This window comes from Fundidesulfovibrio butyratiphilus, assembly GCF_054657235.1.
The window spans coordinates 1,509,969-1,534,941 of sequence record NZ_BAAHXA010000001.1 but is presented as its reverse complement, the minus strand read 5'-3'; the positions used below and the strand labels follow the sequence as shown (position 1 = coordinate 1,534,941).

Below are 24,973 nucleotides of genomic sequence, written 5' to 3'. Positions count from 1 at the left end.
TGGCAGAACAAACCCTCCCGAAACGCTTTTCAAAGGCCGCACCATGAACGCAAACCACCTTCTGGACCAACTGCGCGACCTGGGCGACGAACGAAATCGACAGGGTATGGCCCGCTACGGCATCAACACCGCCCGGGCCGTGGGCGTCTCCATGGCCGCGCTCAGGCCGCTGGCCAAACGCATCGGCCGGGACCACTTCCTGGCCGAGGATCTCTGGGACAGCGGCATGCACGAGGCCCGTCTGCTGGCCTGTCTGGTGGAGGACCCGGAAGAGGTCAGCGAGGCCCAGCTTCACGCCTGGGCCGCGGAGATCGACTCGTGGGATCTGTGTGACCAGTTCTGCAACAAGCTCGTGGTAAAGACCGGGCACGCCTGGACTCTGGCCGAAGCCTGGGCCTTGCAACCCCACGAATTCGTTCGCCGGGCCGGGTTCTCGCTCATGGCCCAGTTGGCCGTGCACGATGCGCGCGAAAAGGACGAGGATTTCGAGGTCTTTCTTTGTCTGGTGGAGCGGTTTTGCACGGACGAGCGCAATTTCGTGAAAAAAGCCGTGAACTGGGCCCTGCGCCAAATCGGCAAACGCAATCCGGCCCTGTGCAAGCTGGCCCTGGCCTATTGCGACCGTCTGGAACGGCGCGACTCCAAGTCCGCCCGGTGGATAGCCCGGGACGCCCGGCGCGAACTCGAACCCCGCCTGGAAAGCGGGGATCTCAAACGCCCGGCGCGTCGCGAGGCCCCTTCCGGCTCCTGACGATCGCGGGCGGTTCGGAAGCACCGAACGAAACGGCGCGGACGCTCCCCTTTTCAAGGGAGAATGTCCGCGCCGTTTTGTGTTGTCTTTCGGGTGGAAGGCTACTTCAGCCAGAACAGGTCGACCAGCGCACCCAGAAAGAGCGAGGCCGCGACCACGCCGTTTAGGGTGAAGAAGGCCGTATTGATGCGCGAGAGGTCGTTTTCGCTGACCAGGCGATGCTCCACGACGAGCACGACGGCGGTGAAGATCAGGCAGATGAAGTAGCCCAGTCCCAGTCCGGCGGCCCAGCCGGCCAGGGCGAACAGGACCGCGGCCCCGGCGTGGAGCCGGGCGGCCAGGGTGAGGGCCTTGCCCAGGCCGAAACGCACGGGCGCGGCGCGCAGGCCGTTGGCGCGGTCGAACTCCACGTCCTGGCAGGAATAGAGCACGTCGAAGCCGGCCACCCAGCAGGTGACGCCCAGGGCGAAGAGAAAGGCCGCCGGGGCGATGGTCCCCTGATAGGCCAGCCAGCCGGCCAGGGGGGCCAGGCCGAGCACGGAGCCCAGAAAAAGGTGGCACAGCCAGGTGAAGCGCTTGGTGAAGCTGTAGAGGGCCGCCCAGACCAGGGCCACGGGGCTCAACATCAGGCAGACCCGGTTGAGTCCCCAGCAGGCCAGCACGAAAATTACCGCGCAGGCGGCGGTGAAGGCCCAGGTCTCGCCGATTCCCAGAACGCCGCGAACGAGTTCTCGTTCCTGGGTGCGCGGATTTATGCGGTCGTAAGGCAAGTCCGCCAGGCGGTTGACCGCCATGGCGAAGGACCGCACGGCCACCATGGCCAGGGCGAGGAACAGGAAAGCTCGCCAGCCGGGCCAGCCCTTGGCCGCCGCGAACAGGCCCAGATAGGCGAAGGGCAGGGCGAAGACCGAGTGTTCGATCTTCACCAAGGAGCAAAAGAGCTTGAATTTGGCCAGCGCCGGACCGCTGTCCTGGAAGCTGAGCGCGCCTTTGATCGTCTGAAGCATCCGCATGATGGTCTCCCTGAGCCGGCCCCGTTTCCCCGGGCCGAATGATTGAGGCGACATGCTGGATGCGACGCGGAAAAAAGTCAAACCGTATCCGCGCCCCAAGGCTCCCGCGTCGCGTTTCCGCTGTCTGGTTCTCCCTGTATTCCGGGGCCTGTCGGGCCTTCCCTGCCGGCGGGGACTCTGGTAAGCTTCCGCAACGTTACGAATCAGGAGTGATCCCCATGTCGCTTTCGTCCGCCCTGGGCAAGGGCGTTCCTTTCTTCAAGATGCAAGGCTGCGGCAACGACTTCGTGATCATCGACAACCGCGTGCAACGCGTGCCCGTCTCGGTGATGGACGAATGGGCCCGGCGGGTGTGCCGCAAGAGCTTCGGGGTCGGAGCCGACGGCATGATCTTTCTCGACGCCGCGCCGGAGGGCTCGGGCTACGACTACATTTGGCACTTCTACAACGCCGACGGGTCGCGGGCCGAAATGTGCGGCAACGGATCGCGCTGCGCCGCGCGCCTGGCCAACCTGCTGGGCATGGCCGGACCCGAACACGTGCTGGGCACGGACGCCGGGGGCATAGGGGCCAAGGTGCTGCCGAACGGCCAGGTGCGCGTGCGCCTGACCAAACCCCAGGGCTTGCGCACCGCCATCGCCCTGGACGTGGACGGGCAATCCCTGACCGCGCATTTCGTCAACACGGGCGTGCCCCACACGGTGGTGTTTTTCGACGACGTTTCCTCCGTGGACGTCAAGGCGTTGGGCCGGGCCATTCGGTTTCACCCGGAATTCGCCCCGGCCGGCACCAACGCCAACTTTGTCGGCGTGACCGGTTCCGGTTCGCTGAACCTGCGCACCTACGAACGCGGCGTGGAGGACGAAACCTACGCCTGCGGCACCGGAGCCTGCGCCTCGGCCGCGGTGGCCAACGCCCTGGGACTGACCGGACCGGAGGTGGAGGTCACCACGTCCGGCGGCGAAGTGCTGGGCGTGAGCCTGCAAGACGGGGACATCTACCTGCGCGGTGGGGCGGAAGTCACGTTCAGCGGCGACTTCTATCCCGAAGCGCTGCATCTTCCCACTCCCTGACCAAAGGGGGATTCGATGATCAAGTACACCGGCTTCAACCATTTGGCCATGGCCACCCGGGACATGGAGACCACTGTACACTTCTGGCGCGACCTGCTTGGCCTGCGCCTTGTGGCCGGACTCGGCCGAAAAGGATACCGGCAGTACTTTCTCGAACTCACCGAAACCGACATGATCGCCTTTTACGAGTGGAACGGCGTGGAGCCCATGCCCGAAAAAGACCACGGCGTGCCGGTGAAGGGCCCTTTTGTTTTCGACCACTTGGCCATTGGAGTGGAAAACCGGGCCGACCTGTGGGAACTCAAGGACAAGCTCGACGCCGCGGGATTCTGGGTGTCCGAAGTGATCGACCACGGGTTCGTGCTTTCGCTTTATTCCTTTGACCCCAACAACATTCCCATCGAATTCTGTTGGCGTCAGCCCGGAATCGACCTGAGTTTCCGTCCCAAGATGGTGGACCGCGATCCCCCGGCCTGTGGACGCGAAGGCCCCAAGCCCATGCCCGGGCGTTGGCCCGAAGTCACCACCCCCACCCCGCACAAGGACTTCCGTATCTACCCCGGCGAGGGCCGGGAGTTGTTCGGCAAGGGGTAACGGGAGAAGCATTCGGGGGGAAAGAACCTTACGTTCACAAAAGGTGCCTTTCCCCCTTCCTCCCAAAATCTTCGATTCACGCCTGGAAAGGGGGACGCGTTTCTTCTTCTTGGCACAACCAATCCTTTTGAAAACGCGCGTGCGTTTGCCGCACATGCGCCTTCCTGAACACCCAAGGCCAAAGTTTTTGGGGGAAGGAGGGGGCTTGGGGGGAGGAAACCCCTTTTTCCCAAAAAAGGGGTTTCCTCCCCCTCTTTCCTCTTCTCCCTCCCCCCCCCCTCTCGCCCGCGTTGCGGTCCGCATGGTATGGGTGTAGGCGCTTGGCACGGGCGCGAGCCCGTTATTTTCAACCGCAAGGATATCCCTATTCATGGCATCTCTCGCCTCTTCGGCCATCGGCGTTTTCGATTCCGGCGTGGGCGGGCTCACGGTGGCCCGCGCGGTCATGGAGCGCCTGCCGCACGAGAACATCGTCTATTTTGGCGACACGGCCCGGGTGCCCTACGGGGTCAAGTCGCCCGAGGTGGTGGAACGCTACGCCCTGGAAATCACGAATTTTCTGCTGCGCCAGGACGTCAAGCTCCTCATCATCGCCTGCAACACCATGGCGGCGGCGGCCTATCCCGCCGTGCGGGACCTGGCCCGCATGCCCGTCCTGGAAGTCATCGACGCCGGGGCCAGAAATGCGGTCCTGCGCACCCGCAACCGCCGGGTGGGCATCATCGGCACGCCGGCCACCATCCACAGCCGGGCCTACGAGGAAGCCATCCGCCGTCACGAGTCGGCGGGGATCACCCTGGTGGCCAAGGCCTGCCCCTTGTTCGTGCCCCTGGCCGAGGAGGGCTGGCTGGACCACGCGGTCACCCGGCTCACCGCCCGGGAGTACCTGGGCTCGCTGCTGGCCGAGGGTATCGACACGCTGGTGCTCGGTTGCACGCACTATCCCTTGCTCAAACCCGTGATCCAGGACGTGGTCGGGCCGGACGTGGTGCTGGTGGATTCGGCCCTGTCCATCGCCGAGCGCACCGAAGCCATCCTCAAGGAAATGCACCTGCAAAATCCCCAGACCGGGCCGGCCCGGCACGTGTTCCATGTTACCGACGTTCCGCATCGGTTTCAGGATGTGGGGGAGCGGTTTCTCGGGCGCGAGCTGGAAAACGTGCGCCTGGAATCCCTGTAGGCCCGGGGGGGGCGGATGCCTCGCGATGCGGCCTGGGCGACCCGCACCCATGCGCTCGGACCGGACGGACTGGCCCGCTGCGCCTGGTGCGGTGACGACCCGCTGTATAGGGACTATCACGACAACGAGTGGGGCCGTCCCCTGCGCGACGACCGCGCGCTCTTCGAAATGCTGTGCCTGGAAGGCGCGCAGGCCGGTTTGAGCTGGTTGACCATCCTGCGCAAGCGCGAATCGTATCGCCGGGCCTTCGACGGGTTCGATCCGGAAAAGATGGCCGCCTACGGGCCGGCGAAGATGGCGGCGTTGCTGGCCGATCCCGGCATCGTACGCAACCGGCTCAAGGTGGCGGCGTTCGTGAAAAACGCCGCGGCATTTCTGGGCATGGCCGGACGTCCGGGCGGTTTTTCCGCTTTCGTGTGGGAGTTCGTGGACGGTGAACCGGTGGTGAACCGGTTCAGAACCCTGGGCGAGATTCCGGCCAGCACCCCGGTGAGCGACGCCATGAGCCGCGAACTCAAGAAAGCGGGCTTTTCCTTCGTGGGCTCCACCATATGCTACGCCTTCATGCAGGCTGTGGGCATGGTGGACGACCACCAGGAGGCCTGCTTCGTGCGCGCCGGGCGTTGAGGGCGGGCCGGGCCGATCGCGCCGGGGACATGGCGCGGTCGGGTGGTCGGCCCGGCCCGGGTTGCGTCAGCTTCTCGCGGCCGGCAGGGCGACGGTCCCGCGGGCGTTGTCGGTTCCGGGGCCTGCGCCGTGAATGCCCGCGATGAGCGCGTGCAGCACTTCCACCTGGTCGGCCAGGTTGGTCACGGAGAGGGCCGACTGGCGCATGGCGTCCGACGTCTGGGTCGAGACCGTGTTCACGTCGCCCAGGGAGGCGCTGATGGCCTCGCTGGAGGCCGACTGCTGTTCCGCCGCCGTGGCGATGGAGCGCACCTGATCGGCGGCCTTGTCCACCAGATCCACGATGTTTCGCAACGAGCGGCCGGAGCGCTCGGCCAGTTCCGTGGCCTGGTCGATGGCCGAAGCGGATTCCTGGACTTCGGCCACGCAACGGCGCGTGCCCTGCTGCACGGCCGCGATGGCCTCGGCCACCCGGTGGGTGGCGGTCATGGTCTTTTCGGCCAGCTTGCGCACTTCGTCGGCCACCACGGCGAAACCGCGTCCGGCCTCGCCGGCCCGGGCGGCTTCGATGGCGGCGTTCAAGGCGAGCAGGTTGGTCTGGTCGGCGATGTCGGAAATCACTCCGAGAATCTGGCCGATGTCTTCGGCCTGGTGGTCGAGCGCGGTCATGTCCTGCATGAGGGTCACGCTTTGGGCGCGCACCTGGCCGATGCCCGCCACCACGTTGTCCACCACTTCGGCCCCGGCCACGGCGTCGGTCCGGGCCGCCTGGGTGGTTTCGGCCGCCTGGGCCGCGTTGCGGGAGACATCGAGCACGGTGGCGTTCATTTCGTCCATGGAAAGGGCCGTCTCGCCGATGCGTTCGGCCTGGGTTTGCGCGCCCTTGCTGGCCTGCTCCACCTGGGCGGAAAGCTCCTGCGAGGCCTGGCTGACCACGTCGGCCACCTCCCGCAGCTTGAGCGCCGCCGCGATCATGCTCTCGGTCTTGGCCTGGCTTTCGCGCCCCACGGCCTCGGCCAGGGACTTGGCTTCCAGGGCCTGGGCCGCGTTGGACTGGGCATGGGCGGTTTTTTCCTCGATTTCGCGTATGTTTGTGGTCAACTGCTCGGCCATGGCGTTCAGGGCGGCCTGCAACGAGGCGCTTTCGTCACGTCCTCTGGCGTCCAGGTGAACGTCGTAGTCTCCCCGGGCGATGCGTTGCGCGGCCGCGGTGGTTTCCCGAATGGGCCGCACGATGCTCGCGCTGATGGACAGCGACAACGGCAGGACCACAAGGCCGAGCACCAGCACGGCAAGCCCCACGCCCCACAGGGTGCCCTTGCGTTCCACGGCCTGGAGTTCGGCGGACACGGCGTGTTGTTCCTCGCGGATATTGTCCAGGTACACGCCGGTGCCGATCCAGAAATCGGTGCCGGGGATCATTTCGGCGTAGCCGAGCTTGGGCTGGTCCCCCTTGCCGGGCTTGTCGAAGGTGAAACGGATAAAGCCCCCGCCGGACTTGGCCACCTTGGCCAATTCGCGGATGGTGTAGACGCCCGTCTTGTCCCGGAGGTCGCTCAGGTCCTTGCCGACCAGGTTCTTGAGGGTGGCGTGGGCCACGTTGGTGTGGCCTTCGTAGACGTAGTAGTAGCCGGAATGGTCCTTTTCGAAGCGGATGGGGTCGATGACGCCGCGGATGAGCGCGAGTTTGTTCTCGCGGCCGTCCACGGTCTTGAGGGCCTCTCCCAGGGCCAGGGCGATGGTGTGGGTGGCCACGGCGATCTTGTCGGCATGGCCCTGGTCGATGATGCGCCCGACCTTTTCGACGCTTATGCTTTCGATGGTGGAGCCGTTGTGTTGGAACAGCACGATGATGCCGGCGGAAAAAACGAACATGATGGCCAGCATGGCCAGGATTCTGGTGGAAATGGTGTACCTGCGCATGGATGACTCGTGAAGGTTGCGGGTTTTTCGGAAGAACGGGCGGGAAATGGGGCGGCGTGCGCGTCGAGGGGGGCGTTCGTCGTCGAAGGAAGTGCCCGGCATGGCGCGCTTCCGGCTGCGGTCGCGGATGGTTGTCGTCCGTCGGCCGGTCTTGCCAGGGAAAAACGGCGCCATGAATTTCGTCGGGGCCATTGTTCAGAGGAATTCGGAGGTTGTCAAGAATAGGAATATTGGCGAAATGCGCTTCGCGACTTGGCAAAATCGACTTCGGCGTCGTATGGGGCGACAAGAAGACACCCTTTTTCTGGAGGCCGTCATGTCCCGCATCAGCGTCATCGCCTGTCTTTTGGTCCTTTGCCTGGCTCAGGCCGCGTGGGCCGAAGAAATCGACTGCGTCACCACCGAGTGGAAACTTATCGGCGCCAACCACAAGGTTTGCGTCAACGCCTTTCAAGACCCGGACATTCCCTGCGTGACCTGCTACATCAGCCAGGCGCGCACCGGCGGACTGTCCGGCAGCGTGGGCCTGGCCGAAGACCCTTCGGAGTTTTCCATCGAATGCCGCCAGACCGGAACGTGCCAAATGCCTTCCCGGGTGCCCAGGAGCAAGAAGGTGTTTTCCGAAGGCACGTCGATCCTTTTCAAGGATACCCAGGTTACTCGAATCTTTGATGAAAAGCGAAACGTGCTCGTCTACCTGGCGGTCAGCCGCAAGATCATCGCCGGATCGCCCAAGAATTCGCTTTCCACGGTGCAATTGAAATAGGTCCGTTTGGCGGAGACAAATTTGTCCGCGGGCGTTTCGCCCGCTCGCGTCCGGGCCCGGCTTCGCGGAAAGCCGGGCGCGCGTATCCCGCGCCATGCCTTCGCACCCTTCGGGCGAGGGCCGCGCCGTGGTTCGGACATCCCGAAAAAACCGGCGCGCGGCGTTGCGGGTCGAAGGAAAACCCTATATCGCTGAGGTGCCGGAAGGTGATTTCGCCGGCGTGAGGATGCTCGCCCCCATGAACCGGAAGTATCTCGACCTGTGCTTCGACGCGGCCTGTCTGGTCGACGCCGATGGACGCCTGCTGCACGCCAACGAGGCTTTTTTGACGTTTTTGGGCATGGATAGGGGCGAGACCTTGGGGCTCGGCCTGGCGGAACTGGTCGGTCTGGAGAATCTCGACGACCTGGAACGCGCCGCCGACCTGCAATCCGAACCGGGCTTGCGTTTCAAGTTTCAGCCCCGCGGGCAACACTGCGTGGTGGTGGACGCCCGGGTGGCGCGCGTGGAGGGCCACGCCCTGGCCGTGTCGTTTCGTCCCGGAGTCGGCCGGCTGGCGGCGGAAGAGGCCGAACGCATGGCCCTGCACGACGCCCTGACCGGTCTGCCCAACCGGGTGCTGCTGCTCGACCGCATGCGGCAGACCCTGGCCCGGCGGGGGCGGCACCGCGAGTTCGTGGCCGTTCTTTTTCTCGACCTGGACGGCTTCAAACCCGTAAACGACACCTACGGCCACGAATGCGGCGACCAGGTGCTCAAGGTCACGGCCAAGCGTCTGGTCGAGGCCATGCGCGGCGGCGACACGGCTTCGCGCATAGGCGGGGACGAATTCGTGCTCGTGCTGGCCGAGCTCAAGAATGGGTTGCACGCGGGACTCACGGCCAATCGGCTCATTAAGTCGGTGACAATGCCCGTGGACTACAAGGATTTTCAGGTCCGGGTAAGCGCCAGCATGGGCATCTCCGTGGCTCCAAGCGACGGGGAAGAGCCGGAAGAGCTTCTCCGCAAAGCGGACGAGGCCATGTATCTGGCCAAGAAAAGCGGCAAAAACGGTTACGCCTTTCACAACGAATCCGCTTACTTCGATTGAATTGAGGGAACGACCGGTCATGGATGACGCCATTTTGGAGGCGCTGGCCGAAAGGTTGGCCGACAAGCTTGAAGCCCGGTTTCGCCATTCCGTGCGCCTCGCTGTGCGGGAAGAGGTCTCCCGGGCTCTTTGCGGCGGTCGGGATGGCGACGACTTCTTCAAACGCCTCAATCAGGAAATCATGGGCCGGTTGAGCGACATCTACAAGGAACTGGCCAGCGTGCAGAACGGCCAGCCCAAGGACCCCCGGCAGGCGGCCCAGGCGGGCGAAATCATGGCCGAGGCCTCGGAACGGCTCGACCAGGTGATTCAGGCCACGGAAAAGGCCACGTTCGAGATCATTGAACTGGTGGAGCGCAATCTGAGCGTTCCCGAACACCTGGCGGAAATGTACGCCGGGTGCTCCTGCGGTCAGGACCGGCGCGACGACGCGGCGAACCTGTGCCACCGCTTGTCGTCGGACCTTATCCAGATCATGACCTGTCTGTCGTTTCAGGACTTGACCGGCCAGCGCATCAAGCGGGTCATCGCCATGCTGAACAAGGTGCGCGCCATGATCGAGGAATTGTATCTCTCCACGGGCATGCTCATGAAAGCCCGCGAGAAGGATCCGCAAAAACCCCTGGAGCAACTGCGCGAAATCGCGGTCAACCAGGTTTCCCAGTCCGACGTGGACGCCCTTCTGGCCCAACTCAATTTGTGATCGCACGCCGAATTGGCGGGGGAGAGGTCTTGCGGCCGGCGAACGCTGGCCGCGCGTTGTTTCGTGGGCAAGGACGCGCGCCCGGGGCGCTTGCGCGTCTGGCGGCGGGGGGTCAGGCTTCGATGCGGGCCATGAACACGCGGTTGCGCCCGGCGTTTTTGGCCGCATAGAGGGCTTCGTCCGAGGCCTGGATCAATCTTTGGGTCTGGCTGTCCAGCCAGTCGGGATTGAAGAGGGCCACGCCCACGCTCACGGTGAGCTTGATGCCCGAGGTGAGGATGCCGCCGTCCACGTCGCGAATGACAAAGTTGTAGTTTTCGATGTGCTTGCGGATGAGCTCCGCCATGTTGAGGGCCTGGGTGGGGCTGCCGCCGAGCACCAGGACCGTGAACTCCTCTCCGCCGAAACGGGCACAGAACACGCTTTTGCCGGCCCTGACGGCCTGCTTCTGGCTGTCGCGCAGCACGGACGCCACGGCGGCCAGGGCCTGGTCGCCGATGAGGTGGCCATACGTGTCGTTGAAGGCCTTGAAGTGGTCCACGTCCACCATGAGCAGGTACAGGGGCTTGTTGCTGTTCTGGGACATGTCCACGGCCTTTTCGAGCATCTCGTCAAAGGCCCGGCGATTGCCCAGTCCCGTCAACTGGTCGGTGCGGCTCTGGCGGACCAGGTCGTCGGCGTCCTTTTCCATGAGCCGGACCACGTCCTGAAAGCCCAGCCGGATGTCGTCGATGACCGCATCGATGTCGCGTCCGCTTTGCAGAGTTTCCACGGTGTTGGTTTCGAGCACTTCGAGGTCGCCCTTGCGGCGCAGGATCATGCTGCGCGATTCCCGGATCAGGCGCGAGATTTCGCCCAGGGCTTCCTGAAGGCGTCTGCGCCAGGTCAGGGAGAGGATCTCTTCGATCTTGCGGGAGGTATCCTGAAAGGCCTCTTCGCTGAGATTGCCCTCCTTGAGCACCTGGACGACAAGCTCCTGCATCCGGCTTTTTTGTTCGACGGTGTAGGTGTCGAAATCGCGGATGGAGCGCATGAACAAAATAAGCGCGTACCACTTCGATCCGCAACGAATGTTCAACCGATCGAGCAGATCGAAGACGCCCTTGTCCGTTTCGTCCGTGACGCCGGGTTTTCCCGCCTGAAGCTTCATGCATTCTCAATAAAAGAAGTCGTTCAATTTGACCAGACCCTCTCTGAAACTGGTTCGAAAAACATTCACCGCCAACTCAGGCGGAGGCGGGCGGTGGGGCTGAGGGCCGAGATCACCACGCCGGCGGAGTCGATTTCCGCCTCGCCCCCCGGGGCGAGCAAAAGGTCGCCTCCGAAACGACCCGTGGCCCAGACGTCGCCCTGCAGGCAGCGCAGGCGCAGACGGCCCGCGCCTTCCAGGCGCAGGCATTCGCCGGCCGTGAGGGGGGCTTCCAGGGCGGTTGGTCCCTGGCCGCGACCGCGCGGGCGAAACAGGGCGGACCACAGGGTGTCGAGCATACCGTGTTCCTCGACGTGGGGCCAAAGAGTGGGGGTGGTGTCCTTGGGCATGGGGCCTCCTCGTGTTGGCCTTGCTTTGAGCAGGAAATCTGTTACCGGTACAGATACAGTTTCTTTGCCTGTATACCGGTACAGATTATGCCGTCCCAACCCCTGCGTTATGAAGCCGTCCGCCGGCACGTGCTGGACCTGGTGGAATCCGGAGCGCTCGCCCCCGGAGCCAAGGCCCCGTCGCTGCGCGGATTGGCCGGAAGACTCGGCGTCAGCCTTTCCACGGTGAACCAGGCCTATGCCGCCCTGGAAGACCAGGGCGTGCTCGAAGCCAGGCCCCGGTCCGGGTTCGTGGTGTGCCGCGCGCCGGTCAGGCCGCCGGTGCCCGAGCGCGAACCCGAACCCGACGTGCCCCCGGAGCCCAATCGTCGGGCCAGGCTGGTGCGCCAGGTGCTGGCCGGGCTGGGGCGCATGGACTCCCTGCACCTGGGGCTGGCCTGTCCGGCGGAAGACCTTTTGCCCACGGCCCGTCTCTCGCGTCTGTTGGCCCAGTGCCTGCGTCGCGAAGGCGGAAGGGCCGCCCGTTACGGGGACGTGCTCGGCCACGAACCCCTGCGCCGCCAGGTGGTCCTGCGCGGGCTGGAGATCGGCGTGCATGTCCGGCCGGACGAGACCCTGATCACCTGCGGCGCCATGGAGGCCCTGTACGTGGCGCTTCGTTGCGTGGCCCGGCCGGGGGATACGGTTCTTGTGGCCTCGCCCACGTATTTCAGCTTTTTGCAACTGCTGGAAACCATGGGCATCCGCGCGGTGGAAGTCCCCTCGCACCCCGGCGAGGGCGTGCGTCCGGCCGATCTGGAGAGAGCCCTGTCGCGCTTTCGGGTGGCGGCCTGCGTGCTCACGCCCAATTTCAACAACCCTGACGGCTCCCTGGTGCCCGACGAAGCCAAGGCCGAGATCGTCGCGCTCATGGCCCGCCACGAGGTCCCGCTCATCGAAGACGACATCTACGGCGATCTGTGTTTCGGCAAGGTTCGCCCCGGGGTGTGCAAGCGCTTCGACGCCAAGGGGTTGGTGCTGACCTGCTCGTCGTTTTCCAAGACCGTGTCGCCGGGCTACCGGGTGGGCTGGCTGTGGCCCGGGCGCTACCTGGAACGCGCCCACGAGATCAAAAGCACCCTGAACGTCACCTCGCCCACGCCCACCCAGATGGCCCTGGCCGAATACCTGGAATCGGGCCAGTACCCGCGTCACCTGGCCCGGCTGCGCGCGGCGCTGTGCGACCAGATGCGCCTCATGCGCTCCCTGGTGGGGCGTCATTTTCCCGAGGGAGTGCGCGTAAGCGACCCTCAGGGCGGCGTGGTGCTCTGGGTGAAATTGCCGGGACTGGCGGACGGCGTGGATTTCCTGTACCGGGCGCAGGAGCGCGGGCTTACCGTGGCTCCGGGCACGCTCTTTTCCCCCAGCGGACGCTTCGGCGACTACGTGCGCCTGGCCGCCTCGCTGCCGGCGGGGTCGGCCGTGGAACAAACCGTGCGCCTTCTGGGAGAAATCGCCCGGGAAATGGTCTGACCGGCGCGCCTTCGACGAAGGAAATATGGCCGAGGCCCGGTCCGACGTCCGCCAGGGACGCGACCGGCCGCGACAATCCAGATAACCCGGCCCAGGCCGGCGACAGGTCATGCACCCCATGTCTTTATCCGTTCCCGCCCGTTTTTTTTGTCCGCAGGGTCTGTTCCGATGCCCCTTCGACGCTTCGACCTCTCGCGGGGACCGTCCGTGAGCGTCCAATCCTTCGCCCACGGCGGCGACGTGGCGTCCCTGGCCCGGGAAGCGGGTTGCCTTCCCGGCGAGGTGCTGGACTTTTCCGCCAACATCAATCCGCTGGGACCGCCCGAGTGGTTGCGCCCGGTGTTGAGCGCGGCGGTTTCGGACCTGGTTCGCTACCCCGACCCCCAATGCCGGGCCTTTCTCGCAGCCGCCCGGGAGCGCCTGGGCGTGCCGGTCGACTCGCTCGTGGCGGGCAACGGCGTCAGCGAACTGCTCCACACCCTGTGTCGGGTCCTGGCCGACCGGGGGATTCGCCGCGCCGTGATCCCGGCCCCGTGCTACGTGGACTACGCCCAGGCCGCGGTTTCGGCCGGGTTGACGGTGGAAACCGTCCTTCTGGACCGGGCCGACGGCTTCGCCTGCGATTCGGCCACGTTGGCCGACCGGCCGGGCGCTGCGGCCGGGGGACCGGGCGCGGTGTTCCTCGGCAGCCCCAACAACCCCACCGGGCGGGTGGTCCCGGCCGCCGCCATCCTGGATCTGGCCCGCCGCCTGGCCCGGTCCGATCCGGGAAGCCTGGTCGTGGTGGACGAGGCCTTCGGCTCGTTCGTGGAAGGGTTCGAAAGTCTGGCCGCGTGCGGCGAGCCCAACGTGGTGGTTCTGGCTTCGCTGACCAAGATGTACGCCGTGCCGGGGCTTCGCCTGGGGCTTTTGATTGCCCCGGCGGACGTGGCCGCGGACGTGCGCGCGGCCCAGCCGCCCTGGACGGTCAACGCCCTGGCCCAGGCCGTGGGCGTCAGGGCCATGCGGGACGCGGATTTCGAGGCCCGTTGCCGCGCGTGCGTGTCCGGGCTGCGCCAGGAGCTCGCGGAATGGCTGGGGGATGTGGACGGAATGCGCGTTCTTTCCGGCCAGGCCAATTATCTTTTCTGTCATCTGGACACGGGGCGGGCGTCCGACCTGCGCGCGCGCCTTTTGCGCGAGAGCCGGGTGGCGGTGCGCGACTGCGCGAACTACGCGGGCCTGGACGAACGGTATTTCCGGGTGGCGGTCAAGAGCCGGGAGGACAATCGCCGCCTGGTTGCCGCCCTGGCTCTGGCGCTTAATCGTCCGGTCCCGGGCCAAGCCGTCAGGCCCGGGCGCACCGCGGCCCTCATGGTGCAGGGGACCAGTTCCAACGCGGGCAAGTCCGTGCTGACTGCGGCCCTGTGTCGGATTCTTCTTCAGGACGGGGTGCGGGTGGCCCCGTTCAAGTCCCAGAACATGTCGCTCAACTCCTTTGTGACCGCCTGGGGGGAGGAAATGGGCCGGGCCCAGGCGTTGCAAGCCAGGGCCTGCGGACTGGCGCCCCGGGCGGCCATGAATCCGGTGCTGCTCAAACCCTGTTCGGACACCGGTTCCCAGGTGATCGTCATGGGCAAGCCGGTGGGGAACATGCGGGTGGGCGAGTACTTCGCCTACAAGCCCCAGGCCTTCGAACGGGCCAAGCGGGCCTACGACGAGTTGGCGGCCGGCTGCCAGGCCATGGTGCTCGAAGGCGCGGGCAGCCCGGCCGAGGTCAACCTCAAGGCCCACGACATGGTGAACATGGCCATGGCCGAGTACGCCGGGGCCAGGGTGCTTTTGGTCGGCGACATCGACCGGGGCGGGGTGTTCGCGTCCCTGTGCGGCACCATGGAACTGCTCACCGAGTCCGAACGGGCCAGGGTGGGCGGCTACGTGCTCAACCGCTTTCGGGGCGATCCGTCCCTGCTGTCCAGCGCCTTCGACTTCATGCGAAACGCCACGGGCAAGCCGGTGCTCGGGGTCGTGCCCCACATGGACGACCTGGGCCTGCCCGAGGAGGATTCCGTCTCCTTCAAGGAGATGGGCTTTTCCGCGAGCGCGGCCGGTCGCGAGCTGGAGGTGGCCGTCGTGGACCCGCCCCACATCTCCAACTTCACGGATTTCGACGCCCTGGCCGAAGAACCCGACGTGAGCCTGCGCGTGGTGCGCGCTGCGGACGATTTGGGCCGCCCGGACGCCTTGATCCTGCCGGGCAGCAAGAACACCCTGGCCGATCTTGAGGCCTTGCGCGAACGCGGGTTGGACCGGGCCATCGTGGACTTGGCCGAGCGGGGGACGGAAATTGTCGGCGTGTGCGCCGGGTTGCAGATGCTGGGGCGTGCGGTGCTCGATCCCTTGGGGCTGGAGTCTCCGCTGGGGCGCGTGCGGGGCCTGGGACTTCTGGACCTGGAAACCGAGCTCGCCCCGGAAAAGACCCTGACTCAGGCCGAGGCCACCCACCTGGAAAGCGGATTGCCTTTGCGCGGCTATGAAATACACCATGGCCAGACCCGCCAGGCCGGTCCCGGCGCGCCGTGCCTGGTGCGGTCGCAAGACGGTCGGGTCCTGGGCTACGGCCGTTCCGGGCGCGTCTGGGGCACCTATCTGCACGGGGTCTTCGACGCCGACGCCTTTCGCGGCTGGTGGCTTGGCGGCCTTCGGGCCCGCAAGGGGCTGCCCGCGTTGGCCGATCGGCCCCAGGCCGAGGCGGGGCTGGAGCGAAGTCTGAACCGTCTTGCCCGTGTGGTGCGCGAAAGTCTCGACATGACGGCGGTCTACGCCCTGCTCGGACTCTGAGGCCCGCGCGCGTCTTCTCTTTTGCAGGACAGGGCGCTTGAAGCCCGGACCGCAAGGGGCTAGTATGGATAAAACCCTATCCCCCCGTCGGGGCGGGGCCGGCAGAAAGCCCGGTGCGGACGCCTCGCCCGCCGGGGGCTCGCGCCGCCAGGATGCATGAACACCATATTTTCCCGTTTCCCGCGCTCTCCCAAAAATCGCGCCCGACTCAAGCTGGCGGCGCTGATCGTGGCCGTGCTGGCCGCGGTGGCCTACCTGGCTCCCCTGGCGGTCACGGGATTCATTGGGCAGGACGCGCTCAAGGCCAGCATCGAAACCGAATTGGCCAAGGCGTTGGGCCGCCCGGTCAGCCTGCGGGGCCCGGTTCATCTGACCATGCTGCCCTGGATGGGACTTCGCACCGGCCCGGTGAGCGTGTCCAACGCGCCGGGCTTCGGAGACGAGCCGCTCCTGTGGGTGCAGGCCGTGGACATCGGCTTCGATCTGCTGGCTCTGGCCCGGGGCCGACTGACCGTGGACGCCTTGGGCCTGGAAGCTCCCGTCTTGCGTCTGGTCCGCCTGGAAGACGGCCGAAACAACTGGAGCGCGCTCCAGGGCTCCGGCGGCGGGCGGCCGGGCATTCCCCTGCGCGGGCTTCGTTTGATCCGAGCCACCCTGGTGTACCGGGACGAGCGCACCGGACGGGACCTGACCCTCAACCACGTGAACCTGCGCACCGGCCGGGGCGAAATCTTCAATTTTTCCGTGGCCTGCGACGTTACTGCCACTTCGCGCAACCTGGAGGCCAAGCTCACCATGATGGGCCAAGCCACCATGGACGCCAGCCAGGAAAATCTCTTCTTCGAAAAAGCCCACCTGGCCGGCACAGTGGCCGCTCCCGCCGGCCAGCCGACCATCGAGCGGGCCGGCAAGGAGCCCTTGCGGGCGGTCCTTTCCTCGCTCGTGAGCCTGAACACCAAGTCGGGCGCCCTGGAGCTTTCCGAGCTCAAGGTCAACGGGGGCGGAGCCCAGTTGGAAGGCACGGTGAACGTGGCCGGGTTCAAGGACGAGACCCTGGCCCTGGTGTCCAGGCTGTCGATTCACGGCCGGCGCGAAGGGCAGTGGGCCAAGTTTCTGGGCGTGGAGTTGAAAAGCCCGGGCTCGGGCCAGGCCGGGGAGGGACCTTCCCTGCGCGCCCAACCCCTGGGCGAGGAGGAGCCGGCCGCGCGTCTGGATCTGTCTTTCGGGCCGGGAGGCTGGCGCATCGAAAATCTGGTGGCCGGAGACGGCCAGGGGCAACTCAAGGGACGAGCCAGCTTTGTGGACGAGGAACTGCGCTTCGACCTGACGGCCAGGGGCTTCGACACCTCCCTGTGGAAGGTCCGGGACTCGGGGGGGCGCTGGCCCCTGTTGGACGCCCTGCGCTCGGTCAAGACCATGCGCGGGAGTCTCCGGGGGTTTGACCTGCGGGTTGGCGACGTGCGAATCGCCGAGGCCTTCGGTACCTTTGCCGGACAGGACGGGGCGTTCCGGGCCTATCCCGTGAGCGTGCGCACGCCCGAGGCCCTGTTTACCGGGGAGATGCGGATCGGGCAGGACGCGCCGGAAGCCGGCTTCGCGGTCAGCGCGCAGGTGGCCGCCCTTTCGGCCGCGCCGGCCGGCGACGGCAAGGCCCCGCTGGTGGCGGCGCAGACCGTGGTTCAGGGCTCGCTCGCTTCAACCGGGCTTACGGCCCAGGTACAGGTCGGACTGGGCGACCCCGCGCCGGGTTGGCGCATTCCCGGGCTGGGCGAGGACTGGGACCGGCTCTGGCGAACCCTGGGCGCGTCGACGGCCAAGGCCACCCTGCATGTGGGGCCGTCCTCGGACCAGAGCGACGACTGGGACAGTTGGACCGCTTCGAACGTGGACGTCAAGACCCAGGCCGCGCACCTGGGGGGGAGCCTGTCCTCCAAGGCCGGCCGCCTGGAAGTGGATTTGTCCACGGACCGTCTGGATGTGGACCGGCTGCTGGCCTTGGCCGAAAAGGGCGAGCAGGAGTCCTCCGAGGATTTCCTGGCCCCCATGGAAGGCCGGGTGTCGGTGAAGAAGCTCGTGCTCAAGGGGCTTGAGCTCGACGACCTGACCCTGGCCGGGCAGGTTTCCCCGCGCATGCTCAAGCTCAACACGGTCACCGCCACCCTGGGCGGCGGCAAGGTGACCGCCACCTGCGACGCCGACGCGCGCGAGGGCCGCAGGAGCCTGACGGCGCAGGCCGCCCTTTCCGGGGTGCAGGCGCAGGCCTTGGCCCAGTACCTGCCCGCCGGGGTCAAGCTCGTCGGCGCCGTGGACGGCAAGGTGACCGTCGAGTCCGCGGGCAAGGCCGGACAACCCCTGTGGCGTTCCCTGCGCGGGCAGGCCGATCTGAATCTGGCTTCGGGACAGGTCGCTTGGGGCGCGCAGGGGGGGCGCGCGGCAACCGTGTGGCCCTTCAGCCGGGCGGGGCTTTCGTTGCGGGCGGTCCTGCATCCCGCGTCGAATCCGGGCCAGGGACCGGAAAACGTGGTGGCCGACGTCAGCGGGCAACTGAGCGCCGACACCCTGGGCGCGCTCAAGCGTTCCCGGCTGGACATCCACGGACAGGCCGGACTCGACCGCAACGGCCGTCCGTTGTGGTATCGCCAGCCCAAGCTGGAAAGTTCGCTCACGCTGGGGCTGCCCTTCGGCCGGACCCACAGCACCATGGCGTGCCAGACCTCGGGCAAGTTCGAGGCCGACCTGGACAAGGGCTCCTTCGCCTACTCGGACGTGGACGTGCGTCTGGCCGGAGCTTCGGGACGGGCCCGGGTGGCCGGAAACAGCGCCCAAGGCGGGACCGCGCTTTCCGGCAGCGTGGAGTTCGCCAACTTGAACCCGCGCGATCTGGCGCCGCGGCTGGGATTTTCCCTGCCCGCCAAGGCCGGGTCCACGGCCTGGCGTCGCGCCGGATTTTCCCTGGAGATCGGCGGCACCGCGCGCGAACTGCGCCTTACCAACATCAGGGCCTCCCTGGACGACACGCTCGTCACGGGAAGCGGCGTGTTCGTGGAAGGCAAGCCCCGGCTGGACCTGAGCATCGACGTGCTCAACCTGGACAAGCTCTATCCGCACAACGTCAAGGACGATGCGGCGACCAAGCTTGACGATCCCTTCCCGTTGGAGACCCTGCGCTCCCTGGACCTGGACGCCAAGGTCAAGATTCTCCGCCTGGTCAAGGACAAGCTGGCCTGGGGAGACGCCGACATCGTGATGTCCGCTCACGGCGGCAAGCTGACCATGCGCCAGCAGTCCGTGCGCTTTTACGGGGGCACCTATTATCTGGATTTCCAGGGCGACGCGCGCGGTCCCCAGTTGCGGGGCTCCCTGGAGTTGCGCATCGCCGGAGCCCAGGCCTATCCTTTTCTCATGGACCTGGGCGAGATCGATTCCGTGATCCGGGGCACGGTGGAGTTCGCCCTGGCCGTGGAAGGCCATGGCGCGACGGAGCGGGCTTTGCGCCGCACCTTGTCGGGCACGGCCCAACTGAGACTCTCGGACGGGAAGTTGCTCCTGCGCGACAGTTCGTCGCCGCGTCCCCCTCTGACTTTGGCCCAACGCGAAGCCCAGACGCCTCCTCCTCCCCCGCCCGGGGCGGACGTGGTGGGATTCGGTCGTCTGTCGGGCACCTTCGCCATCCGGGACGGCGTGGCCTTGACCCGGGACGCGGTCCTGGCCGGACAGGAACTTGTGGTGCGCGGCGAAGGCTGGGTGGACTTGGCCGACGAACGCATCGATCTGGCGCTCACCGCGCAACTCCAGGGCGGAGGCGAAGCGCCCTTGCGGATTTCCGGACCGCTCTACGACCCCAAGCTCGACATCGACCGCACCAAGGTCATTTCGGACAAGATTCTGGGGCTTTTCAAAAGCGTGCTCACCCTGCCGGGAACGATCTTCGACCGGATCAGGCGGTTCTAGCAGCCCGCCCAAAAAGTCGATTCGTGCGGCCTGTTCAAAAAACGTGCTGGCAAGGCGCGCAAAAAAGTCAAGCCCGAAGCGGAGTTGGCATCCATTGCGGGGTTGAGTTTTTCGCAGCAACGCAGCCAGCAAGGATTGTTCATCACTGCTAAGCCACCCTGTCGACAACCGGATTCGTCCGCACCTCTGGAGCGGGGACAAGGCGCGGCTCCCCTTGCGGGTGCGCCTGGCGCCTTCCGCGTTTTTCCGGCCGGCCGAAAAAAAGGCCCCGAACCTTTCGGTCCGGGGCCTTGCAGTCAAAGGCGTATCGAGGCGGGGTCGGTCTAGTACATGCCGCCCATGCCGCCCATGCCGCCCATGCCGCCGGGCATGGCGGGCATGTCCTTCTTGGGCTCGGGCTTTTCGGCGATGGCGCACTCGGTGGTGAGCAGCAGACCGGCCACGGAAGCCGCGTTCTGCAGCGCGATGCGGGTGACCTTCTTGGGGTCGATGACGCCGGCCTTGATCAGGTCTTCGAACTCGCCGGTGGAGGCGTTGAAGCCGAAGCCATCCTTGCCGTCGCGCACCTTGGCCACCACGATGGAGCCCTCGAAGCCGGCGTTGCCGGATATCTGGCGCAGGGGCGCTTCGCAGGCGCGGCGCACGATGTCGATGCCGGCGGCTTCGTCGTCGTCGGCGGGCTTGATCTTCTCGGCGGCCTTCAGGCAGCGCACCAGGGCCACGCCGCCGCCAGGCACGATGCCTTCCTCGACGGCCGCGCGGGTGGCGTTCAGGGCGTCTTCGACGCGGGCCTTCTTTTCCTTCATCTCGGTCTCGGTGGCCGCGCCGACGTTGATGACGGCCACGCCGCCCACGATCTTGGCCAGGCGTTCCTGGAGCTTTTCACGGTCGTAGGAGGAGGTGGTCTCTTCGATCTGGGCGCGGATCTGCTTCACCCGGGCCTTGATGTCGTCGACCTTGCCGGCGCCGTCGATGATGGTGCAGTTTTCCTTGTCCACCACCACGTGCTTGGCGCGGCCCAGGTCGTTCAGGGTCAGGCCTTCCAGCTTGATGCCCAGGTCTTCGGAAACGGCCTGGCCGCCGGTGAGGATGGCGATATCCTGCAGCATGGCCTTGCGGCGTTCGCCGAAGCCGGGGGCCTTCACGGCGCAAACCTGCAGGGTGCCGCGCAGCTTGTTGACCACCAGGGTGGCCAGGGCTTCGCCTTCGACATCCTCGGCCACGATCAGCAGGGGCTTGCTCATCTTGGCGACCTGCTCGAGCACGGGCAGCAGGTCCTTCATGGCGGAGATCTTCTTCTCGTTGATCAGGATGAAGGGATCGTCGAGTTCGCAGATCATCTTTTCGGTGTCGGTGACGAAGTAGGGCGACAGGTAGCCGCGGTCGAACTGCATGCCTTTGACCACGTCAAGGGTGGTGTCCAGGCCCTTGGCTTCTTCGACGGTGATGACGCCTTCCTTGCCGACCTTGTTCATGGCCTCGGCGATGATGTTGCCGATGGTGGCGTCGGAGTTGGCGGAAATGGTGCCGACCTGGGCGATTTCCTTCTGGTCGCGGGTGGGCTTGGCCAGGCTGGCCAGCTCTTCGACCATGGCCTCGACGGCCTTGTCGATGCCGCGCTTGATGGCCATGGGATTGCGGCCGGCGGCCACCAGCTTGACGCCTTCGGAGTACACGGCCTGGGCCAGGATGGTGGCGGTGGTGGTGCCGTCGCCGGCCACGTCGGAAGTCTTGGAGGCGACTTCCTTCACCATCTGCGCGCCCATGTTTTCGAACTTGTCGTCAAGCTCGATTTCCTTGGCCACGGTGACGCCGTCCTTGGTGATGATCGGGGAGCCGAAGCTCTTCTCGATGACCACGTTGCGGCCCTTGGGGCCCAGGGTGACTTTCACGGCGTTGGCAAGCTTGTCGACGCCCCTTTTCAGCTTTTCGCGGGCTTTGGCGTCGTAAAGAATCTCTTTGGCGGACATAGCGCTCTCCTTCGGGATATGTGAAATGGGGAAGTAGGTCGAATTTACTCGATCACGGCCAGGATGTCGTCTTCACGCATCATCAGATGCTCGACGCCATCCACCTTGATCTCGGTACCGGCATATTTGTTGAAAAGCACGGTGTCGCCCGTTTTGACGGCCAGCTCCACGCGCTTGCCGTCCTCGCCGACCTTGCCGGGGCCCACGGCGATGATTTCGCCCCTCATGGGCTTTTCCTTGGCGGAATCGGGAATGATGATGCCGCCGGCGGTCATCACTTCTTCCTCAAGACGCTTCACCAGCACGCGGTCGTTGAGCGGTTTGAGCTTCATGCGGATTATCCTCCGATAGGTTTTTTTCGTCCTGCTTGTTAGCACTCATCAGGAGCGAGTGCTAACGACGTGCGGAGCCTATAGCCACAAGCACGGTGGGGCCACAAGGGGAAGACAAAAAATCCGCGAAAAATGGCTGGCAGGGAAAAGCGATTAAGGAAATATTCCTCGCTGAATCAAAGAAAAACTAAAAATTTCTCGAAATTGCTTAAAAATGCTCGGCAAGGTCCGCCAGTCCTTGTTTTGCGGGCCACGAGCCCGCTTCCCGGCTTGACTTCCCGGCCTCTTCAGGGGATGACCATGGGCGTGAGGAAGATGCCCTTCGACGCTGTTTCGCCGGGAGTTCAAGCCTTCGCGGTCGCCCCCGGGCCGGCGACAGGACTCCGGCGGCCCCATGCGGATGTCGGACCCGCACCTGTCTGCAAGGAAACGTTATGAACGCCATCATCGGCATAGTGATCGTGCTTGGCTGCGTGATCGGCGGCTACATCCTGGAACACGGCAACATGGCCGTGCTCGTCCAGCCCATCGAGGTCATGATCATTTGCGGAGCGGCCCTGGGTGCGTTCATGATCTCCTCGCCCATGAGCGTCTTCAAGGACGTGCTCAAGCACATCCCCGCCATCTTCACCGGCAAGGAGGACACCAAGGCCTTCTACCTGGAGCTTTTATCGCTCATGTACGAGCTGTTCCAACTGGCCAGACGCTCGGGCGCGGTGGCCCTGGACGCGCACGTCAACCGCCCCACGGACTCCGACATCTTCCGGCGCTTCGGCTCGGTCATGAAGAACAAGACCGTGCTCAACTTCATCTGCGACAACCTGAAGATCGTCATCGCCGGCAACATCGAGCAGCATCATTACGAAGCCATCATGGACACCGACATCGCCACCCGCAAGCACCACGACCTGATTCCCTCCTCCATGGTGAGCAAGACGGCCGACTCGCTGCCGGGCCTTGGCATCGTGGCCGCGGTGCTGGGCATCGTCATCACCATGGGCAACATCAACCAGCCGCCCGAGGTGCTGGGTTTGCACATCGGCGCGGCTCTGGTGGGCACCTTTTTGGGCGTGCTCTTGTGCTACGGCTTCATCGGTCCCATGGGCACTCTGCTCGAACACCAGGCCGCGGCCAAGCAGGCCCGGCTCAAGGTGGTGAAGAGCGCGCTCATGGGCTATTCCATAGGATTGGCTCCCATCCTGGCCGTGGAATACGCCCGGCGGGCCATTCCCACCAACGTGCAGCCCAGCATGGAAGAACTCGAAGAAGGCATGAAGAAGGGCTAACAGCCCGTCGCGCCCGGCGGATGTCGTTCCTGTCGGCGCAGGCGGCCTCTCGCGTCCGCGTCATGCACGCCGGGCGGACGCCGGGCCGTGTTCACTTCTCGACTCCCGAAGGGAACGGATTCCGGGCTTGGATCGCCCGGAAGGCGGGATCAAGACGCTTGCGGTTTGGCGGGAGCGCTTTCGAACCCCTCGTTTTCCCGGATGATGGCCAGTTCGCGCATGAGCCGGTCCAGGCGCAATCCGGTCAGTTGCTGTTGATGGCAGTCTCCGCCGGAGAGGCAGCGGTTCATGTCGTCGCACCACTTGGTCAGGTCGGAAATGCCGTACTTGCGGGCGTCGGCGAAAAACAGGGCCTTGTTGTCCGGGTCGGGAATGCCGTCGTAGGCCAGGCGCAACCCCAGGAGGACGCGTCCCTGCCGGTATTGCGAGGCCACCGCCTCGTAGGCGGCCATGAAGGACAGCGGATCGCCCATCATGTCGGTGGGATCGACCAGCCGAAAATAGATCAGCACCACCAGATGGTCCAGCTTGGCCAGGTCGAGGGGCTTGGTGGATTCGAACGACAAGGCCATGCCCGAGGCCCCGATGTCTTCAATGCGGGGATTGTAGGGCCTGCCCTGGACGAGACGGGGTTCGCCCAGATTTTTGAGGAACACGTGTCCCATGTCGGTCTTGCGACGAAACCAGATCGCAAGCTCAATAACGTGGCTTTCCCGCACCTGCACCCGAAAGCTCGACCTGAATTCGTCCATGGCTACTCCCGTGGGCCATCGGGAACCTCGACCCGCACCTGGCCGCGCAAGCCGTCTTTGAGCTTGAGGTCGGGGTTGGGCAGGGTGAGTTCCACTTCGAAGTGGGAAGGCAGTTGGTTCTCGGTGGCGTCCGCCGTGAGCTGAATGCGGCTGATCACGGCGTGAAAGACCTGGCCGGGCAGGGATTCGAACGTGACCGTGGCCTTGTCGCCCACCCGCAGGCGGGGCACCTTGATTTCATGCACCAGGGCGCGGATGTACAACGGGTCCATGCCGCCCAGAACGAAGAGCTTGGTCTTTTCCGTCAGGACCACGCCTGGCTTGAGGTCGGGATTGACCCACAACACGTAGCCGCGTTCCTGCGAACGCAGCTTGGCCTCGCCCGGGATGCCGGCGCTGGAAGCCTTGGGACCGTACTTGGCGCGGGCCAGTTCGAGCTCGCCCCTGAGCATTTCCTTGTCGAAGTTGATGCTGTCTTGCATGGCGCGCTGCTTGAGGCGGAGCACCTCGACCAAACGGGCCTGCTCGCGGACCTCCTCGGTGGAGGACTTTCCTTCGAGCAGTCTGCGACGGTATTCGTCCAGGTCGAGCTGGGCGGCGTCCAACTGCGCCTGGTTCTTGGCCAGTTCGGACTCCTGGGCGGAGATGTCGCTCTTCGAAAGCTTTTGCCGTTCGGCCTGCATGTCCTCCAGCGGAAAACCATAGGTCATGAGCGACTGTTCGGGCTCCACGCGGGAGCCTATGTCCACAAGCACGCGAGTGATTTTCATATCCCCTTCAAAGGGTTTCGCCGGCGCCTCGGCGTCTTCGCCCTGCTTGCTCTTGACTTCTTTGTCCTGCTCCTTCCAGAGCTTCATTTCCTTTTCGGTGGCGTGGGGCGACCATACCTCGTACTTCTGGGGGCTGGATGTCTTGCCGATGAACTGGACAACCTCGGCCCGGGTCGGACCGGCGGCCAGGGCGGCGGCGAGAAAAACGGTCAGAAAAAACGTGCGCATCGATCCTCCACATGAAACGCGGCTTCACACCGCTGATTCTTCGTACAGGGTTTTGTTCGCGCAGGCAAACGCCGGGCCTTGCGAGTCCGAAGA

Annotated in this window: 20 protein-coding genes; 12 read left to right on the top strand and 8 right to left on the bottom strand. The window is 65.3% G+C overall.

What is annotated here, in order from left to right; translation table 11 throughout:
- Positions 1-43: 43 nt before the first annotated feature.
- The gene (locus tag ACYQ01_RS07240; RefSeq protein WP_459933161.1) at positions 44-751 is read left to right on the top strand and encodes a DNA alkylation repair protein; all 708 of its coding nucleotides are present in this window, start codon (positions 44-46) and stop codon (positions 749-751) included.
- A 101-nt stretch (positions 752-852) separates the two neighbouring features.
- Here ACYQ01_RS07240 and ACYQ01_RS07235 read toward each other — a convergent pair whose 3' ends face one another.
- Positions 853-1,758: a UbiA-like polyprenyltransferase gene (locus tag ACYQ01_RS07235; RefSeq protein ID WP_459933900.1), complete on the bottom strand. Its 906-nt coding sequence runs from the start codon at positions 1,756-1,758 to the stop codon at positions 853-855.
- Between the two features lie 224 nt (positions 1,759-1,982).
- Here ACYQ01_RS07235 and dapF point away from each other — a divergent pair, with 224 nt between their 5' ends.
- The 4 genes from dapF to ACYQ01_RS07215 all read left to right on the top strand — a co-directional run bounded on the left by dapF (position 1,983) and on the right by ACYQ01_RS07215 (position 5,238).
- The gene (dapF, locus tag ACYQ01_RS07230) at positions 1,983-2,837 is read left to right on the top strand and encodes a diaminopimelate epimerase (protein ID WP_459933160.1); all 855 of its coding nucleotides are present in this window, start codon (positions 1,983-1,985) and stop codon (positions 2,835-2,837) included.
- 15 nt (positions 2,838-2,852) lie between these two features.
- Positions 2,853-3,431, top strand: a complete 579-nt coding sequence (locus ACYQ01_RS07225; protein ID WP_459933159.1) for a VOC family protein — start codon at positions 2,853-2,855, stop codon at positions 3,429-3,431.
- Between the two features lie 370 nt (positions 3,432-3,801).
- Positions 3,802-4,611, top strand: coding sequence for a glutamate racemase (gene murI, locus ACYQ01_RS07220; RefSeq protein WP_459933158.1), 810 nt, complete (start codon positions 3,802-3,804; stop codon positions 4,609-4,611).
- Between the two features lie 15 nt (positions 4,612-4,626).
- Positions 4,627-5,238 carry a DNA-3-methyladenine glycosylase I gene (locus ACYQ01_RS07215; protein ID WP_459933157.1) on the top strand — a complete coding sequence of 204 codons (612 nt, stop codon included), beginning with the start codon at positions 4,627-4,629 and terminating at the stop codon, positions 5,236-5,238.
- Between the two features lie 66 nt (positions 5,239-5,304).
- Here ACYQ01_RS07215 and ACYQ01_RS07210 read toward each other — a convergent pair whose 3' ends face one another.
- Positions 5,305-7,161 carry a methyl-accepting chemotaxis protein gene (locus ACYQ01_RS07210; protein WP_459933156.1) on the bottom strand — a complete coding sequence of 619 codons (1,857 nt, stop codon included), beginning with the start codon at positions 7,159-7,161 and terminating at the stop codon, positions 5,305-5,307.
- A gap of 316 nt (positions 7,162-7,477) precedes the next feature.
- Here ACYQ01_RS07210 and ACYQ01_RS07205 point away from each other — a divergent pair, with 316 nt between their 5' ends.
- The 3 genes from ACYQ01_RS07205 to ACYQ01_RS07195 all read left to right on the top strand — a co-directional run bounded on the left by ACYQ01_RS07205 (position 7,478) and on the right by ACYQ01_RS07195 (position 9,720).
- Complete coding sequence (locus tag ACYQ01_RS07205; protein ID WP_459933155.1) at positions 7,478-7,927, top strand: CreA family protein; 450 nt, start codon at positions 7,478-7,480, stop codon at positions 7,925-7,927.
- 238 nt (positions 7,928-8,165) lie between these two features.
- The gene (locus tag ACYQ01_RS07200; protein ID WP_459933154.1) at positions 8,166-9,017 is read left to right on the top strand and encodes a diguanylate cyclase domain-containing protein; all 852 of its coding nucleotides are present in this window, start codon (positions 8,166-8,168) and stop codon (positions 9,015-9,017) included.
- A 19-nt stretch (positions 9,018-9,036) separates the two neighbouring features.
- Positions 9,037-9,720 (top strand): protein phosphatase CheZ, encoded by a 684-nt coding sequence (locus ACYQ01_RS07195; protein ID WP_459933153.1) that lies wholly within the window; start codon positions 9,037-9,039, stop codon positions 9,718-9,720.
- A 112-nt stretch (positions 9,721-9,832) separates the two neighbouring features.
- Here ACYQ01_RS07195 and ACYQ01_RS07190 read toward each other — a convergent pair whose 3' ends face one another.
- Complete coding sequence (locus ACYQ01_RS07190; RefSeq protein WP_459933152.1) at positions 9,833-10,870, bottom strand: GGDEF domain-containing protein; 1,038 nt, start codon at positions 10,868-10,870, stop codon at positions 9,833-9,835.
- Positions 10,871-10,935: 65 nt separating this feature from the next.
- Entirely contained in the window at positions 10,936-11,259 is a 324-nt protein-coding gene (locus ACYQ01_RS07185) for a hypothetical protein (protein ID WP_459933151.1), read from the bottom strand.
- An 87-nt stretch (positions 11,260-11,346) separates the two neighbouring features.
- On the opposite strand from ACYQ01_RS07185, the gene ACYQ01_RS07180 reads away from it, so the two are divergent.
- From ACYQ01_RS07180 to ACYQ01_RS07170, 3 genes are all read left to right on the top strand, one after another.
- The gene (locus ACYQ01_RS07180) at positions 11,347-12,771 is read left to right on the top strand and encodes an aminotransferase-like domain-containing protein (RefSeq protein WP_459933150.1); all 1,425 of its coding nucleotides are present in this window, start codon (positions 11,347-11,349) and stop codon (positions 12,769-12,771) included.
- A 207-nt stretch (positions 12,772-12,978) separates the two neighbouring features.
- A complete protein-coding gene (locus ACYQ01_RS07175) occupies positions 12,979-15,591 on the top strand; it encodes a cobyric acid synthase (RefSeq protein ID WP_459933149.1) in 2,613 nt (870 codons plus the stop codon).
- Between the two features lie 156 nt (positions 15,592-15,747).
- The gene (locus ACYQ01_RS07170) at positions 15,748-19,542 is read left to right on the top strand and encodes an AsmA family protein (RefSeq protein WP_459933148.1); all 3,795 of its coding nucleotides are present in this window, start codon (positions 15,748-15,750) and stop codon (positions 19,540-19,542) included.
- Between the two features lie 323 nt (positions 19,543-19,865).
- On the opposite strand, the gene groL is transcribed toward ACYQ01_RS07170, so the two are convergent.
- Together groL and groES are read right to left on the bottom strand one after the other, a co-directional pair.
- A complete protein-coding gene (gene groL / locus ACYQ01_RS07165) occupies positions 19,866-21,512 on the bottom strand; it encodes a chaperonin GroEL (protein WP_459933147.1) in 1,647 nt (548 codons plus the stop codon).
- Positions 21,513-21,556: 44 nt separating this feature from the next.
- On the bottom strand, positions 21,557-21,844 hold the full coding sequence (gene groES / locus ACYQ01_RS07160) for a co-chaperone GroES (RefSeq protein WP_459933146.1): 288 nt from the start codon (positions 21,842-21,844) through the stop codon (positions 21,557-21,559).
- A gap of 434 nt (positions 21,845-22,278) precedes the next feature.
- Here groES and motA point away from each other — a divergent pair, with 434 nt between their 5' ends.
- The gene (gene motA / locus ACYQ01_RS07155) at positions 22,279-23,130 is read left to right on the top strand and encodes a flagellar motor stator protein MotA (RefSeq protein WP_459933145.1); all 852 of its coding nucleotides are present in this window, start codon (positions 22,279-22,281) and stop codon (positions 23,128-23,130) included.
- A 149-nt stretch (positions 23,131-23,279) separates the two neighbouring features.
- Here the strand turns inward: motA and ACYQ01_RS07150 are convergent, their stop codons facing one another.
- Both ACYQ01_RS07150 and ACYQ01_RS07145 read right to left on the bottom strand, forming a co-directional pair.
- On the bottom strand, positions 23,280-23,882 hold the full coding sequence (locus ACYQ01_RS07150; protein WP_459933144.1) for a hypothetical protein: 603 nt from the start codon (positions 23,880-23,882) through the stop codon (positions 23,280-23,282).
- Positions 23,883-23,884: 2 nt separating this feature from the next.
- A complete protein-coding gene (locus ACYQ01_RS07145) occupies positions 23,885-24,880 on the bottom strand; it encodes an efflux RND transporter periplasmic adaptor subunit (RefSeq protein WP_459933143.1) in 996 nt (331 codons plus the stop codon).
- Positions 24,881-24,973 lie beyond the last annotated feature (93 nt).